An 18,826-nucleotide genomic window follows, 5' to 3' on the forward strand; every position below is an offset into this window, starting at 1 on the left:
AGCGAACGTGACGATCACCAACGACAGTGTCCTGTCGCCGGCGCAGCAGCGCCTGTGGTTCCTGAACCGCTTCCAGGAGGGCGCCGCCGGCCACACCCACACGGTGGCGCTGCGGCTGGCCGGCGGCCTGGGTCCGGAGCAGCTGCGCGCCGCGCTGGACGCCCTGGTCCGGCGGCACCCGCTGCTGGGCACCGTGCACCGCGAGGCCGAGGGTCGCTGCCGCCCCGAACCCGCCCCCGACGGCGGGGCGTTCGCCGGGCTGCGGCCCGAGCCGGTCGCCCCCGACGAGCTCGACGAGGCGCTGACCCGGGCGGCCGGCCAGGGCCTGGACCTCACCCGGGAGCCCCCGCTGCGGGCCCGGCTGCTGGCCACCGGTCCGGACGCCCACGTACTGGTCCTGACGGTGCACGAGATCGCGGCCGACGAGCGCTCGCTCGCCGTGATCGTCGACGACCTGGCCCGGGCGTACGCGGCGGCCACCGCCCCGGCCGCCCCCGGCGCGTCCGAGCCCGCCCCGCAGTACGCCGCGGCGGCCGCTGCCGACCGGGAGCTGAACGGCGCCCCCGAGCGGCCCACCGAGCACGCCGCGGCCGAACTCGCCCACTGGCGCGCGGCCCTGGACGGCGCGCCGGCGCAGCTCGACCTGCCCGTCGACCGGCCGCGCCCGGCCGTCACCCGCTACGCCGCCGACGAGTACCGCAGCGAGCTGGACGGCCCGCTGGCGGCGGCCCTCGCCGACCTGGCCGCCGACTGCGGCGCCGGCGTCGAGGCGGTGCTGCACGCCGCCGTCGTGGCGCTGCTGGGCCGCTTCGGCGCCGGCGCCGACGTCCCGCTGGTCGGCAGCCTGCCCGGCCGCGACGACGCCCGGCGCGCCGCCGTGGTCGGCCCGCTGGCCAACCCGGTGGTGCTGCGGGTCGTCCGCCGCCCCGGCGCCTCCTTCCGCGAGCTGGTCGGCGACTGCGCGGCGGTCGCCGACACGGCCCGGCGCCACGGCGGCGTCCCGTTCGAGACCGTGGTCGGCGAGCTGCGGCCCGAGCGCGCGCTCAACCGCCACCCGCTGGCCCAGGTGGCCTTCGACCTCGCCGAGGACCTGCCCGCCCGGCTCGACTTCGGCCCGCTCGACGCCCAGGTGGCCCAACTTCCCCGCCAGCACTCCCCGTTCGACCTCCAGATGCGCTTTCGCAGCGCGCCCGACGGCTCCGGGCTGCGGCTGGCCGCGACCTTCAGCACCGAGCTGTTCGACCCGGCGACCGTCCGGCGGCTCACCGATGCGCTGCCGCGCCTGCTGGCCGCCGCCGTCGCCGCGCCGGACGCCGACCCGGACGGCTACGAGGTGCTGGACCCGGCCGAGCGGCACGCCCTGCTGACCGAGTGGAACGCCACCGACCGGCCGGTGCCCGACGCCGACGTCTCCGCACTGTTCCGGGCCCGGGCCGCCGCCCAGCCCGCGCGGACCGCCCTGATCGCCGGCGACACCGTGCTCAGCTACGCCGAACTCGACGACCGGGCCGAGCGGCTGGCCGGCGAGCTGCGCCGCCACGGCGCCGCCCCGGGCCGGCTCGTCGCCCTGGCGCTGCCGCGCTCCGCCGACCTCGTCGTCGCCCTGCTCGCGGTGGCCCGCACCGGCGCCGCCTACGTGCCGCTCGACCCCGACTACCCGGCCGACCGGATCGGCTACATCCTCGACCACGCCGCCCCCTCGGCACTGGTCACCGACAGCGCGACGGCCGGGCGGCTGCCCGCCACCGCCGCCCACCGGCTGCTGCTGGACGACGAGGAGGTGCGCGCCAGGCTGGCGACGGAGCCCGCCGGGCCGCAGGGCCCCGCCGCGACCGCCGCCGACCCGGCCTACGTCATCTACACCTCCGGCTCCACCGGCCGCCCCAAGGGCGTCGTCATCAGCCGCCACGCGCTGACCAACTTCCTGGTCTCGATGGCCGACCTCTTCCCGCTCGCCGCCGAGGACGTCTGGACCTCCGTCACCACGATCGCCTTCGACATCGCCGCCCTGGAGCTCTACCTGCCGCTGGTCGGCGGCGCCACCGTGGTCCTCGCCGACCGCGCGACCGTCACCGACCCCGCCGGGCTGGGCGCCCTGGTCGGCCGCACCGGCACCACGATCATGCAAGCCACCCCAAGCCTCTGGCAGGCCCTGTGCGACGAAGTCCCGCAGGCGCTGCGCGGCCTGCGGATGCTGGTCGGCGGGGAGGCCCTGCCGGCCGCCCTCGCCGAGCGGATGCGCGCGCTCGGCAGCGAGGTCACCAACCTGTACGGGCCCACCGAGACCACCATCTGGTCCACCGCCGCCCGCCTGGACGACCGCCCCGGCGCGCCGACCATCGGCCGGCCGATCGGCAACACCCGGGTCCGGGTCCTCGACGAGGCGCTGCGCCTGGTGCCGATCGGCGCCGCCGGCGAGCTGTACATCGCCGGGGACGGCGTCGGCACCGGCTACCTGCACCGCGAGGACCTCACCCGGGACCGCTTCCTGCCCGACCCGTACGGCGCCGAGGGCGAGCGCATGTACCGCACCGGCGACATCGTCCGCTGGGCCGCCGACGGCAACCTGGAGTACGTCGGCCGCGCCGACTTCCAGCTGAAGGTCCGCGGCTTCCGGATCGAGCCCGGCGAGATCGACGCCGTCCTGGAGCGGCACCCCGCGGTGGCCCGCGCCGTCACCGTCGCCCGCGAGTACGGGGCCGGCGACACCCGGCTGGTCTCCTACGTGGTGCCGGCCGGCGAGGGCGGCGCCGACCCGGCCGAACTGCGCGCGCACGCCGCCGCCACGCTGCCCGGCTACATGGTCCCGGCCGTGGTGGTGCCGATCCCCGAGATCCCGCTGACCCCCAACGGCAAGACCGACCGGGCCGCGCTCCCGGACCCGGGCACCGTCGCCGCCGGCAGCGGGCACGGGCCGCGCAGCGCCCGCGAGGAGCAGCTCTGCGACCTGTTCTGCGAGGTGCTCGGCGTCGCCTCGATCGGTGTCGAGGACAGCTTCTTCGACCTCGGCGGCCACTCCCTGCTCGCCACCCGGCTGATCGGGCGCATCCGCTCGGTGCTGGACGTCGAGGTGCCGATCCGCATCCTGTTCGAGTCGCCCACCGTCGCCGGGCTGGCCGGCCGGCTGGGCAGCGAGCCCGCCCGCCGGGCCGGACTGGTGCCGGTCGGCCGCGACCGGCCGCTGCCGCTCTCCTACGGCCAGCAGCGGCTCTGGTTCCTGTACGACTACGAGTCCCAGGGCACCGAGTACAACTCGCCGCTCGGCCTGCGGCTGACCGGGCCGCTCGACCGGGACGCCCTCGGGCGCGCCGTCGACGCCCTGGTGGCCCGGCACGAGGCGCTGCGCACCACCTTCGCCACCGAGGGCGGCCAGGGCGTGCAGGTCGTCCACGCCCCCGGCCACCGGCCGGTGCGCTTCACCGACCTCGCGGCCGAGGGGCGCGTCGACGACCTCGACCAGCTGCTGCGCACCGAGCTGAGCCGCTCCTTCGACCTGCGCGGCGGCCCGCTGCTGCGCCCCTGGCTGATCCGGCTGGCCGACGCCGAGCACCTGCTCGTCCTCGACATGCACCACGTCGTCACCGACGGCTGGTCCAAGGAGGTGATGGCCCGCGAGCTCGTCGCCCTGCTCGGCCAGGAGGCCACCGGCCGGCCCGCCGCGCTGAGCGAACTGCCCCTGCAGTACGCCGACTTCGCCGTGCACCAGCACGGCGAGCGGGGCGCCCGGGAGGCCGCCGACCTCGCCTACTGGAAGCGCCGGCTGGACGGCGTGGTGCCGCTGGAGCTGCCGACCGACCGGCCCCGGCCCGCCACCCGCGCCACCCGGGGCGCCGGCCACCCGTTCGAGCTGAGCCCCGAGCTGGTGGCCGCCCTCACCCGGCTCTGCCGCCGGGAGGGCGTCACCCTGTTCACCGTCCTCACGGCGGGCGTCCAACTGCTGCTGTCCCGGTACGCGCGCCAGCGCGACGTCGCCGTCGGCACCATCGTCTCCGGCCGCGAGCACAGCGAACTGGAGGACGTGCTCGGCTTCTTCGTCAACACGCTGGTGCTGCGCTCCCGGACCACCCCCGACACGACCGTCGGCGCCTTCCTGGCCGACGTCCGGCAGGGCGTGCTGGAGGCCTTCACCCACCAGCACCTGCCGTACGACCGGCTGATCGACGAGCTCAAGCCGGACCGCGACCCCAGCCGCACCCCGCTGATCCAGGCCGCGCTGATGCTCAAGCGGGCCCAGGACGCGCTGCCCGGCCCCGACGGCCTGCGGGTCGAGGAGAGCGCCCTGCCGCGGATGCACGCGCTGTTCGACATCGGCTTCGAGTTCGAGGAGCGCGACGGGCGGCTCGGCGGCCTGGTCGAGTACAGCACGGCGCTCTTCGACCCGGAGACCGTCGCCCGGACCGCCCGCCACCTCACCGTGCTGCTGGAGGGCATGGCGGCGGCCGACCCGGACCGGCTCGTCGACGAGCTGCCGCTGATGGACGAGCAGGAACGCCGGCTGGTCACCACCGGCTGGAACGCCACCGCGACCGGCGCCCGGTTCCACACGGCGACCATCCACGGCCTGGTCGCCGACCAGGCCCGGCGCACCCCGGACGCCGCGGCCGTCACCACCGAGGACCGCAGCCTGACCTTCGCCGAACTCGACGCGCTGACGGACGCGCTGGCCCACCGGCTGGCCGACCGCGGCGTCGGCCCGGGCAGCGTCGTCGGCGTCCGGACCCGGCGCGCCGCCGAGATGACGATCGCCCAGCTCGCCGTGCTCAAGGCCGGCGCCGCCTACCTGCCGCTCGACCCCGAACTGCCCGACGACCGGACGGTCTACGTGCTCCAGGACGCCGGGGTGCCGGTGCTCCTCACCCAGCGCGACCTGCCCGGGCCCGAGGCGCCGGAAGGCGTCGAGGTGCTGTACGTCGAGGACACCGGGCCCGGCACGCACGACGGGCCGCCCGAGGTCGCCGTCGGCCCGTCCGACCTCGCGTACGTGATCTACACCTCGGGCTCCACCGGCAAGGCCAAGGGCGTGCTGATCGAGCACCGCGGCGTGGTCAACCTGTGCGACTGGTACCGGGACTTCTTCGACGCCGGGCCCGGCGACCGGGCCACCCAGATGGTGCCGCCCGGCTTCGACCCGACGGTGCTGGAGCAGTGGGGCGCCCTCGCCTGCGGCGTGGAGATCCGGTTCGCCTCCGACCGCGTCCTGGAGGACCCGCACCTGCTCGCCGGCTGGATCGTCGAGCAGGGGATCACCCTCATCCTCATCCCGGCCCCGCGCCTGGAGGGCCTGCTCGACCAGCCCGCGCTCCACCAGGGCCGGGTACGCCACATCCTCACCGGCGCCGACGTGGTGCGCCGCCGGCTGCCGCGCGGCTCGGCGATGGCGCTGTCCAACCTGTACGGCCCGACCGAGACCACCGTGCTCACCACCGGCACGGTGCTGGAGGCGGAGGAGGACGCCCCGGTCGGGCGGCTGCCCTCGATCGGCCGGCCCATCGCCAACACCACCGGCTACGTGCTCGACGAGCACCGCGAGCCCGTCCCGGTGGGCGTGCCCGGCGAACTGTACGTCGGCGGCGCCGGGGTGGCCCGCGGCTACCTGGGCCGCCCGGAGCTCACCGAGGAGCGGTTCGTCCCGGACCACCTCGCCGCGACCGCCGGCGCGAGGCTCTACCGCACCGGCGACCTGGTCCGCTGGCTGCCCGACGGCACGCTCGAATTCCTCGGGCGGATCGACAACCAGGTCAAGGTGCGCGGCTACCGGATCGAGCTGGGCGAGATCGAGACCGCGCTGCTCGACGACGAGAGCGTCGAGCAGACCGCGGTGGTCGCCCGGACCAAGCCGTCCGGGCAGACCGTGCTGACCGGCTACGTGGTGCCCGCGGACGGCGCCGCCGACCCGGAGAAGATCCGGGACCGGCTCGCCGAGCGGCTGCCCGGCTACATGGTCCCGCCGGTCGTCATCGTCCTGGACGCGTTCCCGATGACCACGAGCGGCAAGATCGACCGGCGGGCCCTGCCGGAGCCGGAGGAGCAGCGGCCGGCCGCCGAGCCCACCGCGCCCCGGGACGAGACCGAGGCGGCACTGGCCGGGATCTGGGCCGAGGTGCTGGGTGTGCCCGTCGTGGGGGCCGAGGACAACGTCTTCGACCACGGCGCCAACTCGGTGCTCACCCTCCAGGTCACCGCCCGGATCCGGGAGGTGTTCGGCGTCGGGGTCTCGGCCCGGCACGTGTTCGCCGCCCGCACCGTGGCGGCCCTCGCGGACCAGGTCCGCAAGCAAGTACTCGAAGACGTGCGCCGGACACCGGCGGACCGGACGACGACGCGCGGTGGCGCGCGGGGGAGCAACCGATGACAGAGCAGCGACACAGCGAGGGCCAGGACGCCGACGAGATCCTGCGGCAGCGACTGGCAGCCGCCGGCGCCGGCGGCGGCGACCGCGACGCGATCCGGCCCGGCGGCGACGGCCCGGCCCCGCTCTCCTTCGGCCAGGAACGGCTCTGGTTCCTCCAGGAGTTCGAGACCGACGCGGTCGAGTACACCACCTCCTTCGGCCTGCGGCTGCGCGGCCGCCTCGACCTGGCCGCGCTGCGCACCGCGCTGACCGGCCTGGTCGAGCGGCACGAGCCGCTGCGCACCGTCTTCACCACCGAGGACGGCGTGGCCCGCCAGGAGGTCCGGCCCGCCTACGCCCCGGACACCGAGCCGGTGGACCTGGGCGCGCTGGGCGCCGACGAGCGGGAGGCCGAGTTCGCCGCGCTGCTGCGCCGCGAACTCGCCACCCCCTTCGACCTCGCCAGCGGCCCGCTGCTGCGCTCCACGGTCGTGCGGCACGGCCCGGACGACCACGCGCTCTTCCTCAACCTGCACCACATCGCCGCCGACGGCTGGTCCAAGGGCCTGCTGACCGGCGAGCTCGGCGAGCTCTACCGGGCCGCCGTCGAGGGCCGCCCGCACACCCTCGCCCCGCTGCCGGTCAGCTACCGCGACTACTCCCGCTGGCAGCGCGAGCGCTGCACCGAAGACCGCCTGGCCGGGCAACTGGACTACTGGCGCGACGAGTTGGCGGACATCCAGCCGCTGGAGCTGCCCACCGACCGGCCCCGCCCGGCGGTGCGCACCACCGTCGGCGCCCTGCACACCTTCCAGGTCGACGCCGAGGTCGCCGCCGGCCTCGACACGCTCGGCGCCGAACGCGGCACCACGCTCTTCGCCGTGCTCGCCGCCGCCACCCAGGTGCTGCTGGCCCGGCACACCGGCCAGCGCACCGTGGGCCTGGGCACCGTGTCGGTCGGCCGCGACCGCACCGAACTGGAGCCGCTGGTCGGCTTCTTCGTCAACACCCTGGTCCTGCACGGCCGGATCGACCTGGACGAGGCCTTCGGCGACCTGCTGGAGCGCACCACCGACCAGCTCTGGGACGCCCTCAGCAACCAGGACGTCCCCTTCCACCGGCTGGTGGACGAGATCCAGCCCGAGCGCGACCCGAGCCGCACCCCGCTGGTGCAGGCCGCCCTCGTGCTCCAGAACGACCCCGGGGCCCTGCCCGACTTCGGCGGCCCGGCCGTCGAGGAGTTCCGCGCGCCCTCGGTGTCCTCCATCTTCGACCTGACGCTGGAGTTCACCCCGGCCGCCGACGGCACGCTGGGCGGGACGGTCGAGTACAACACCGACCTGTTCGACGCCTCGACCGTCGACGCGCTCTGCACCCGGCTGCTGCTCCTGCTGGCGGGCGTCGCCGCCGACGCCGACCACCCGGTCGGCGACCTGCCGCTGCTCACCGCCGCCGAACTCGACACCGTCACCCGCGACTGGGCCGAGAACCGGGTGCCCTACCCGGCCGACCGGACCGTCCACTCGCTGGTCGCCGAGCAGGCCGCGGCCACCCCCGACGCCATCGCCGTCACCGCCGCCGAAGGCGAGCTGACCTACCGTCAACTCGACGAGCAGGCCGACCGGTTGGCCCGGCTGCTGCTCGACCACGGCGCCCGCCCCGGCCAGCACGTCGCGGTCTGCCTGCCCCGCGGCACCGGCCTGGTCGTCGCCCTGCTGGCCGTGCTCAAGGCCGGCTGCACCTACGTGCCGCTGGACCCGGACTACCCGGCCGACCGGCTGGAGTTCATGCTCGCGGACACCGGGGCCGCGCTCTGCGTCACCGACCGGGAGCTGCTCGAACGGCTGCCCGACCTGGCCGTCCCGGCCCTGCTGCCCGCCGAGCGCACCGCCGAGCTGGCCGCCCTCCCGGCCGGGCCGCCAGCCACCGACGCGGGGCCCGAGAGCGCCGCCTACGTCATCTACACCTCCGGTTCCACCGGCCGGCCCAAGGGCGTCGTGGTCGAGCACCGCTCCATCGTCCGGCTGGTCCGCGGCGCCGACTACGCCCCGCTGGCGGCCGACGACGTGGTGGCGCAGGTCGCCGACGCCACCTTCGACGCGGCGACCTTCGAGTTCTGGGGCCCGCTGGTGGCCGGGGCGCGGATCGCCGTCATCACCAAGGACGTCCTGCTCGACCCGCCGGCCTTCGCCGCCGCACTGCGCTCGACCGGCGCCACCGCGATGTTCCTCACCGCCGGCGTCTTCAACCAGGTCGTCGGCCTGGAGCCCACCGCCTTCGGCGGCATGCGCCACCTGCTGGTCGGCGGCGAGGCGCTCAACCCGCGCCGGATCGCCGAACTGCTGGCCGGCGGCGCCCCGCCGCAGCGGCTGGTCAACGGCTACGGCCCGACCGAGACCACCACCTTCGCCGTCTCCCACCTGATCCGCGAGACCGACGGCGTGCGCGCCATCCCGATCGGCCGCCCGATCTCCAACACGGCGGTGTACGTCCTCGACGAGCGCCGCCGCCCCGTCCCGCCCGGCACGCCCGGCGAGCTCTGGATCGCCGGCCCCGGCGTCGCCCGCGGCTACCTGGGCCGCCCGGAGCTGACCGAGGAGCGCTTCCAGCCCTCGCCGTTCGCGGCGGAGCCCGGCGAGCGGATGTACCGCACCGGGGACGTGGTGCGCTGGGCCGACGGCCTGGTCGAGTACCTCGGCCGCGCCGACACCCAGGTCAAGGTCCGCGGCTACCGGATCGAGCCCGGCGAGGTCGAAGCCGTCCTGGAGGCCCACCCCGCGGTGGCCGAGGCCCTGGTGGTCGCCCTCGCGGACGGCGACCACAAGCGGCTGGTCGGCTACCTGCGCGCCGAGCCCGGCGCCGTCATCGCGCCGCTGGACCTGCGCGCCTTCGCCGAGCAGCGGCTGCCCTCCTACAGCGTCCCGACCGCCTTCGCCACCCTCGACGCCTTCCCGCTCACCCCCAACGGCAAGGTCGACGTCCGGGCCCTGCCGGCGCCGGACGCCCCCCTGGAGCGGGAGGACTACCGGGCCCCCGAGGACCCGGCCGAGCAGGCGCTCGCCGAGGTCTGGTCGGAGGTGCTCGGCATCGGCAAGGTCGGCGCCGACGACAACTTCTTCGAACTCGGCGGCGACTCCATCCTGAGCATCCAGGTGGTCGCCCGGGCCCGCCGGGCCGGCCTCGTCATCACCTCGAAGGACATCTTCTCCCGGCAGTCGCTCGCCGACCTCGCCCGCGCCGCCCGCCCGGTGGAGCAGGCCCCGGTCGTCCAGGTCGACGCCGACGACCACGAGCCGGCCCCGCTCGGCCCCGTCCAGGAGTGGTTCTTCGCCCACCACACCCGCGGCGCCCACCACTTCAACCAGTCCGTGCTGATCACCCTGGACGGCGCGGTCGACGAACCCGCGCTGGCCCGCGCCCTGGCCGGCCTCGTCCGCCGGCACGAGGCCCTGCGCACCCGCTTCGCCACCGGCCCCGACGGCCGGCGGGTCCAGACCGTCACCGCGCCGGACGCCGACGCCGTGCCGGCCGAGGCCCGGATCGAGCGGATCACCCTCGACCAGGCCGCCCCCGGCGAGCGCGCCGCCGCCATGCGCACCCTCGCCGAGGCCGCGCAGGCCTCGCTGGACCCGGCCGAAGGGCCGCTGGTGCGCACCCTGCTGTTCGACCACGGCGCCGGCGAGCCCGCGCGGCTGCTGCTCACCGTGCACCACCTGGCCGTGGACGGCGTCTCCTGGCGGATCCTCCTGGAGGACCTGGAGAGCGCCTACCGGCAGGCCGTCCGCGGCGAGGACGTCGACCTCGGCCCGGCCGGCACCTCGTACCGCGGCTGGGCGCGCCGCCTCGCCGCCTTCACCCGGGACGGCGGCCTGGACGACGAACTGGCGCACTGGGCCCGCCCGGTGCCGGCCGGCTCCGCCGACCTGCCCACCGACCGGGAGGGCCGCAACAGCGTCGGCGACACCCGCGCCGTCTCGGCCGGCCTCGATGCCGAGCGCACCCGGCAACTGCTCCAGGACGTGCCCGCCGTCTACCGCACCCAGGTCAACGACGTCCTGCTGACCGCGCTCGGCCGCGCGCTCGCCCGCTTCACCGGCCGGGCCCGCACCCTGATCACCCTGGAGGGCCACGGCCGCGAGGAGATCCTCGACGGCACCGACGTCTCCCGGACGGTCGGCTGGTTCACCTCGATCTTCCCGGTGCTGCTGGAGTCCCCGGCCGACCGCCCGCTCGGCCGGCTCATCCGCGACACCAAGGAACTGCTGCGCGCCGTGCCCGGCCGCGGCGCCGGCTACGGCCCGCTGCGCTACCTGCGCGGCGACCAGCCGCAGGCCGCCGCCCTGGCCGCGGCGCCGCAGCCCCAGGTCAGCTTCAACTACCTCGGCCAGTGGAGCGACGCCGCGGCCGGGAGCGAGCTGTTCCGTGCCGTCGAACCCGACTACGGCCTGGACCACCACCCGGACGAGGAGCGGCCGCACCTGCTGGACATCGTCGGCGAGGTCCGGCACGGCGTGCTGACCTTCGACTTCCACTACGCGCCGCAGCGCCACGACCAGGCCACCGTGCAGCGGCTCGCCGACGACTTCGCGGCGGCCCTGACCGAACTCGTCGAGCACTGCCTGACCCCCGGCGCCGGCGGCGCCACCCCCGGCGACTTCCCGCTGCTCACCCTCGACCAGGCGACCGTCGACCGGCTGGTGCCGGCCGGCTCCGCCGTCGAGGACATCCACCCGCTGACCCCGATGCAGAGCGGGATGCTCTTCCACACCCTCAACCAGGACGGCGTCGGCGCCTACTCCGACCACGTCGCCTTCCGGCTGGAGGGCGTCCGCGACGTCGACGCGCTGGCCGCCGCCTGGCAGCAGGTGGTCGACCGCACCCCCGCGCTGCGCACCCGGCTGGTCTGGGACGGCGTCCCCGAGCCCGTCCAGGTGGTCGAGCGCTCCGCCCGGCTGACGGTGCGCCACCTCGACTGGACCGGCCTGCCCGCCGCCGAACTGGACCGCCGGCTCAAGGCGCTGATCGACGAGGAGCGCGCCACCGGGATCGAGCTGTCCCGGGCGCCGCTGATGCGCCTCGCCCTCGCCCGCGAGGACGAGCGGACCGTCCGCGTCGTGTGGACCTTCCACCACGCCGTCCTGGACGGCTGGAGCACCTCGCACCTGTTCGCCGACCTCTTCGCCGCCTACCAGGCGCTCACCGACGGCAGGGGCAAGGCCCCGGCCCTGCCCGAGCGCCGGCCGTTCCGCGACTACGTCGCCTGGCTGGCCCGGCAGGACAAGGCCGCGGCCGCCGCCCACTGGAGCGCCCTGCTGGGCGACCTGGACGCGCCGACCCAGCTGCCCTTCGGCCGCTCGGTGCCCCAGGGCCACGAGTCCCAGTCCGCCGGGCAGGTCCGGGTGGGCCTGTCCGGCGCCGAGACCGACGCGCTGGTCGCGATGGTCCGCCGCCACCGGCTCACCCTCAACACCGCCGTCCAGGGCGCCTGGGCGATCCTGCTGGCCCGCCACTCCGGGCAGCGCGACGTCTGCTTCGGCACCACCGTGGCCGGCCGCCCGACCGAGCTGCCCGGCGCCGACACCATGGTCGGCAACCTGCTCAACACCCTGCCGCTGCGCACCGAGGTCGACCAGGACGCCCCGCTGGTGGAGTGGCTGGCGGCCCTCCAGGCCGAGCAGGCCGAATCCCGGCGCTTCGAGTACTCCTCGATCGCCGAGATCCAGCGCAGCAGCAAGGTCCCGCGCGGCAGCGCGCTGTTCCAGACCCTGGTGGTGTTCGAGAACTACCCGGGCAACGGGGCCGCCGCCGAACGCCACGGACTGCGCCTCAGCGACGTCCGCGCCGTCGACACCACCAGCTTCACGCTGGACCTCACCGCCTACGACGACGACGGCTCGCTGACCCTGCTGCTCTCCTACGACCCGGCGCTCTACGACCGCGCCCAGGCCGAGGTGCTCGCCGACCAGCTCGCCGTCCTGCTCGGCAGCATGCCCACCGCCCCCGGCCAGCGGGTCGGCGACGTCCCGATGCTGTCGCTGCGCGCCCGCGACCGCGTCCTGTACGAGTGGAACGACACCGGCACCCCGGGCGCCGACGCCTGCCTGCACGAGCTGATCGCCGAGCAGGCGCAGCAGACCCCGGACGCCGAGGCGGTGGTCTTCGAGGAGACCGTGCTGACCTACGCGGAACTGGAGGCCCGGGCCAACCGGCTCGCCCAGCACCTCGTCGGCCAGGGCATCGGCCCGGAGACCGTCGTCGCGATCTGCCTGGACCGCGGCCCGGACACCGTCGTCGCCGCCCTCGGCGTCCTCAAGGCCGGCGCCGCCTACCTGCCGCTGGACCCCACCCACCCCGCCGAGCGGCTGCGCCTGGTGCTGGACGACAGCGCCGCCGCGATGCTCGTCACCCAGCGGGACCTCGCCGAGCGGCTCCCGCTGTGCGACGCGACCGTGCTCTGCCTGGACGCCGACCGCGAGGAGATCGACAGCTGGCCCGCCGAGGCGCCCAGCACCGAGGTGACCCCGGACAACCTCGCCTACGTCATCTACACCTCCGGCTCCACCGGCAAGCCCAAGGGCGTCACGGTCGAGCACCGCAGCGTCGCCCGGGCCGCCGCGGCCTGGCGCGAGGCCTACCGGCTCGACCGCGGCCCCGTCCGCCAGCTCAACCTCGCCAGCATGGCCTTCGACGTCTTCGTCTCCGACCTGACGCACGCGCTGACCACCGGCGGCGCCCTGGTGCTCTGCCCGAAGGACGCCACCACCGACCCGGTGCGCCTGCTCGACCTGATGGAGCGCCAGCGCGTCACCCACGTCGAGACGGTGCCCTCGCTGGCCAACGCGCTGGCCGACGAGGCCGCCCGCGCCGGCCGGGCCTTCCCGCCGCTGCGCTACCTGGCCATCGGCTCGGACAACTGGCGCACCGACGACTGCCGGCGGCTGCTGAAGAGCGTCGCCCCCGGCACCGTCGTGCTCAACTCCTACGGCGTCACCGAGGCCACCGTCGAGTCCTCGTACTTCACCGTCACCCCGCAGAGCCTGCCGGACGTCGCGTCCGTGCCGATCGGCCGGCCCATCCCGGGCACCCGGATGTACGTCCTGGACGCGGACCTGGAGCCGCTGCCGGTCGGCGTCGTCGGCGAGCTCTTCCTCGGCGGCAGCGGCGTCACCCGGGGCTACCTGGGCCGCCCCGACCTCACCGAGGAGCGCTTCTCCGCCGACCCGTTCACGCCCCACCCCGACGGCCGGCTCTACCGCACCGGCGACCAGGCCCGCTTCCTGCCCACCGGCGACGTCGAGTTCCTCGGCCGCGGCGACGACCAGGTCAAGATCCGCGGGTTCCGGGTGGAACTCGCCGAGATCGAGGCCGTCCTGCGCCGCCACCCCGACGTCCTGGAGGCCGTCGCGGCGCTGCGCTCCGAGCCGGGCGCCGTCCTGACCGGGTACGTCGTGCCCCGGCCCGGCACCGCACCGGAGAGCGCCGAGCTGCGCCGCTACCTGGAGGGCTCGCTGCCCCGCCACATGGTGCCGCAGGCCTTCGTCCGGCTCGACCGGCTGCCGCTGAACGCCAACGGCAAGGTGGACCGGCGGGCGCTGCCGGCCGCGGCCGCCGACGACCGCCCGGCCACCACCAGGACGGCCCCCCGCAACCCCGCCGAGCAGGCGCTCGCCGGGCTCTGGGCGGAGGTCTTCCGGGTGCCCGAGGTCGGCGTCGACGACAACTTCTTCGACCTGGGCGGTGACTCGATCCTGAGCATCCAGGTCGTCTCCCGGGCGCGGCAGTTGGGACTGCGCCTCAGCTCGCAGGACATCTTCAGCCACCAGACCATCGCCGGGATCGCCGCCGCGATCTCGACCCACGAACCCGAGGAGCCGGCCGGCGTGAACACCGAACCCGTCACCGGAAGGGCGCCGCTGACCCCGATCCAGCGCGCCTTCTTCCAACACCACACCGAGGCCCCCCAGCACAGCACCATGTCCGTGCTGGCCGAGCTGCGCGAACTCCCCGACGAGGCGCACCTGCGCACCGCGCTCGACGCGCTCCTCACCCACCACGACGCCCTGCGCACCCGCTTCCGCACCGTCTACGGCCGCTGGCAGCAGGAGATCGCCGCCCCCGGCGACGGCTGGCCGCTGGAGCGGCTGGACCTCACCCTGGAGGCCGACCCGGAGGGCGCGCTGCTGGCCGCCGCGACCGCCGCCCAGTCCGGCTTCGACCTGGCCGAGGGCCCGCTGGTGCGGGCCGTGCTGGCCGACCTCGGCGGCACCGCCGGCGCCCGGCTCTTCCTCACCGCCCACCACCTGGTGGTCGACGCGGTCTCCTGGCAGACCCTGCTCGGCGACCTGGAGACGGCCTACCGGCAGGCCGCCGAGGGCCGGCCGGTCGACCTCGGCTCGCGCGGCACCTCCTTCCTCGACTGGTCCCGCCGGCTCTCCGAGCACACCGCGGTCGGCGGCTTCGACGAGGAGCTGGACCACTGGTTCGCGGCCGGCCGCGCCGGCGGCGAGCCGCTGCCCGCCGACCTCACCGGCACCCCGACCGTCGCCACCGCCGCCGCCGTCCGGGTCGGCCTGGACGCGGAGAGCACCGACGCGCTGCTGCGCGAGGTCCCCGCGGTCTACCGCACCCAGGTCAACGACGTCCTGCTGACCGCGCTCGCCCGGGTGCTCGCCGACTGGACCGGCCGCTCCGCCGTCCTGGTGGACCTGGAGGGCCACGGCCGCGAGGAGATCTTCGACGACGTCGACCTGAGCCGCACCACCGGCTGGTTCACCACCTCCTTCCCGGTCGCCCTGGACACCGCCGACGGCGCCGACTGGGGCGCCCGGCTCCGCTCCGTCAAGGAGCAGCTGCGGGCCGTCCCCCAGCGCGGCATCGGCTACGGCGCGCTGCGCCACCTCAGCCCGGCCGGGGCGCCCGGCGAGCTGCTCGCCGAAGGCCCCCGCGCCCAGGTCGGCTTCAACTACCTCGGCCGGGTCGTCGACGGCCACGACGGCGGCCTGCTGCACGACGTGCGGCTCGGCTACGGCACCGAGCAGGCGCCCGGGGAACTGCTGGAGTACCCGCTCGACATCGTGGCGTACGTGCGCGACGGCAAGCTCGGCTTCGAGCTGTTCCACTCCACCGCGACCCACACCACCGAGACCGTCCAGCGGGTCGGCGACCAGCTGGTCGAGGCCCTGCGCAGGATCGTCGCGCACTGCCGCGAGGCCGGCGCCGCCGCCTCCGGGGCCACCCCCTCGGACTTCCCGCTCGCCCGGGTCGACCAGCCGCTGCTGGACGAACTGACCGCCCTGGGCCGGATCGCCGACCTCTACCCGGCCACGCCGATGCAGCACGGCCTGCTGTTCCACAGCCTCACCGAGGAGGGCGAGGGCGTCTACCTCGGCCAGCTGTCCTTCCTGCTGGAGGGCGGCGTGGACGCGGACGCCTTCGCCGAGGCCTGGCAGCGCCTCGCCGACCGGACCCCGATGCTGCGCACCGGCTTCGCCCGGGTCGACACCGACCAGCCGCTCCAGGTGGTCCGCGAGCACGTCACCGTGCCCGTCGAGCGGCTGGACTGGAGCGCCCTGCCGGCGGCCGAGCGCGAGCAGCGGTTCGCCGCCTACCTCGCCGAGGACCGCACCCGCGGCATCGACCTGGCCGTGGCGCCGCTGATGCGCCTGGCCCTGATCGACGAGCCGGACGGCGCCCTGCGGGTCGTCTGGACCTCGCACCACCTGCTGCTGGACGGCTGGAGCAGCGCCGAACTGGTCTCCGAGGTGGTCGACGACTACCTCCGGCTCACCGGCCACGACCGGCCCGGCCCGGCCGCCCGCCGCCCGTTCCGCGACTACGTCGCCTGGCTCGGCGAGCAGGACCTGGCCGACGCCGAGCGCTACTGGCGCGAGCTGCTCGACGGCTTCACCGCCCCGACCGCCCTGCCGGCCGACCGGGCCGGCGAGGAGGCGGCCCGCCAGGGCAGCGAGGCGACCAGCGTCTTCCAGCTGGAGCCCGAGGTCACCGAGCGGCTCGCCGAGGTCGCCCGGCGCCACCGGCTCACCACCAACACGCTCGCCCAGGGCGCCTGGGCGCTGACGCTCTCGCGCTACGCGGGGGAGCGGGAGGTCTGCTTCGGCTCGGCTGTCTCCGGCCGCCCCGCCGACCTGCCCGACGTCGAGTCGATGATCGGCCTGTTCATCAACAACCTGCCGGTGCGGGTCGAGGTCCGCCCCGAACAGCCCGTCCTCGACTGGCTGGGCGACCTCCAGCGCGACCAGGTCCAGGCCCGCAGCTACGAGTACGTCTCGCTGGCGCAGATCCGCGGCTGGACCGGACTGCCCGCCGGGGTCGACCTGTTCGACAGCTACGTGGTCGTCGAGAACTACCCCTTCGACGGCGAACTGGGCTCCGACCAGGGCATCCGGATCTGTGACGTGCGCTCCCAGGAGCCCACCAGCTACGCCATGGTGCTCGCGGTCTTCGCCGGCGAGCAGCTCTCCTTCCGGCTCGCCTACGACCCCGGGCTCTTCGACGCCGACACCGCCGACCGCGTCACCGGCGACCTGCGCGCCCTGCTGGAGGAGATCGCGGCCGAGCCCGAGCGCACCCTCGCCGAGCTGCGCGCGCTGGCCCCCGCCCACCGGGAGCGGCTGCTCACCGGCCACAACGAGACCGCCACCGCGCTCACCACCGACGCCCTGGTGCCCGAGCGGTTCGCCCGCCAGGCCGCCGCCACCCCGCAGGCCGTCGCCCTGGTCCACGGCGGCGAGCGGATCACCTTCGCCGAGCTGGACGAGCGGGCCAACCGGCTCGCCCACCACCTCGCCGACCGGGGCGTCGGCCCCGAGGTGCCGGTCGCGGTCTGCCTGCGGCGCGGCCCCGGCCTGATCACCGCGCTGCTCGCGGTGCTCAAGGCGGGCGGCGTCTACACCCCGCTGGACCCGGCCGCCCCGGCCGAGCGCCTGCGGCTGCTGGTCGAGGACGTCAAGCCCCGGGTGGTGATCGCCGACGAGGCCGCGAGCACCACGCTGGCGCTGCCCGCCGACGTCGCCCTGGTCGTCCCGGAGCGCGAGCGGGACGCGATCGCGGCCCGGCCCGCCACCGCCCCCGACCCGGACCTCGCCCCGGAGCACGCCGCCTACGTCATCCACACCTCCGGCTCCACCGGCAAGCCCAAGGGCGTGCTGGTCGAGCACGGCAGCCTGGCGAACCTGCTCGACAGCCACCTGCGGACCGTCTTCGAGCCGCTGCGCGAGGCCTGCGGCGACCGGCAGGTCCGGGTCGCCCACCTGGCGCCCGCGTCCTTCGACGCCTCCTGGAACCCGGTGCTGTGGATGGTCGCCGGCCACGAACTGCACCTGGTCGACGACGAGGTGCGGCGCGACGCGCACGCCCTGGTCGCCTACCGCGCCGAGCAGCGGATCGACTTCCTGCAGACCACCCCGTCCTGGTTCCGCCAGCTCGACGACGCCGGACTGCTCGCCCCCGGCAGCCACCCGCTGCGCGGCGCGGCGCTCGGCGGCGAGGCGATCGGCCAGGCCCAGTGGGACCGGCTGCGCGCCCAGTCCGACCTGATCGCCTACAACTTCTACGGGCCCACCGAGGCCACCGTGGACGCGCTGGTCTGCCGGGTCGCCGACAGCCCCCGGCCCGTCCTCGGCCTGCCCGTCCAGAACGTCCGGGCCTACGTCCTGGACCCGGAGCGCAACCTCGCCCCGGTCGGCGCGCCCGGCGAGCTGTACCTGGCCGGCGACGGCCTCGCCCGCGGCTACCTGGGCCGCCCCGACCTGACCGAACAGGCCTTCCTGGCCGCGCCGTTCGACCCCAAGGAGCGGCTGTACCGCACCGGCGACCGGGTCCGCCGGCTGTCCGACGGCCGGCTGGAGTTCCTCGGCCGGCTCGACGACCAGGTCAAGCTGCGCGGCTACCGGATCGAGCCGGGCGAGATCACCGCGGCCCTGGACGCCCACCCGGGCGTCGCCGAGTCCGTCGTCCTGGTCCGCGGCGAGGCCGAGCACGCCCGCCTGGTCGCCTACCTGCGGCCGGCCGCTGGCGGCGTCCCCGGCGCCGCCGAGCTCACCGGCTACCTCGCCGAGCGGCTCCCGGCCCACCTGGTGCCGGCCGCCTTCGCCGAGGTGGAGTCCTTCCCGCTCACCCGGCACGGCAAGATCGACCGGGCCGCGCTGCCCGACCCCGCCGAGACGGCCGTCGAGGCCGCCGAGGAGTGGGTGGAGCCGCGCGACGAGACCGAGAAGCTGATCGCCGGGATCTGGTCCGAGACCCTGCACGTGGAGCGGGTCGGCGCGCACGACAGCTTCTTCGCCCTCGGCGGGCAGTCCCTGACCAGCGTGCAGGCGATCACCAGGATCAAGCAGACCTTCGGCATCCGGATCGCCTTCCGCAGCCTCCTGGAGAACCCCACCGTGGCGGGGGTGGCGCGACTCGTCGAGGACGCGCTGCTGGAGGAACTGGAGCGAGAGGCCGCGCGCCAGTCGGCGCCGGCGGCGGAGTAGG

General features: G+C 75.7%; 2 protein-coding genes. Both read left to right on the forward strand.

What is annotated here, in order from left to right; translation table 11 throughout:
* The first annotated feature begins 7 nt into the window (after positions 1-7).
* Positions 8-6,352, forward strand: a complete 6,345-nt coding sequence (locus tag ACFVHI_RS12045) for an amino acid adenylation domain-containing protein (protein ID WP_380338237.1) — start codon at positions 8-10, stop codon at positions 6,350-6,352.
* Positions 6,349-18,825 (forward strand): amino acid adenylation domain-containing protein, encoded by a 12,477-nt coding sequence (locus tag ACFVHI_RS12050; protein WP_380338240.1) that lies wholly within the window; start codon positions 6,349-6,351, stop codon positions 18,823-18,825. Before ACFVHI_RS12045 ends, ACFVHI_RS12050 begins: the two co-directional genes overlap by 4 nt.
* Position 18,826 lies beyond the last annotated feature (1 nt).

The sequence above is a fragment of the Kitasatospora sp. NPDC127121 genome (genome assembly GCF_042677305.1).
In the GTDB taxonomy this organism is placed as follows: Bacteria; Actinomycetota; Actinomycetes; order Streptomycetales; family Streptomycetaceae; genus Kitasatospora.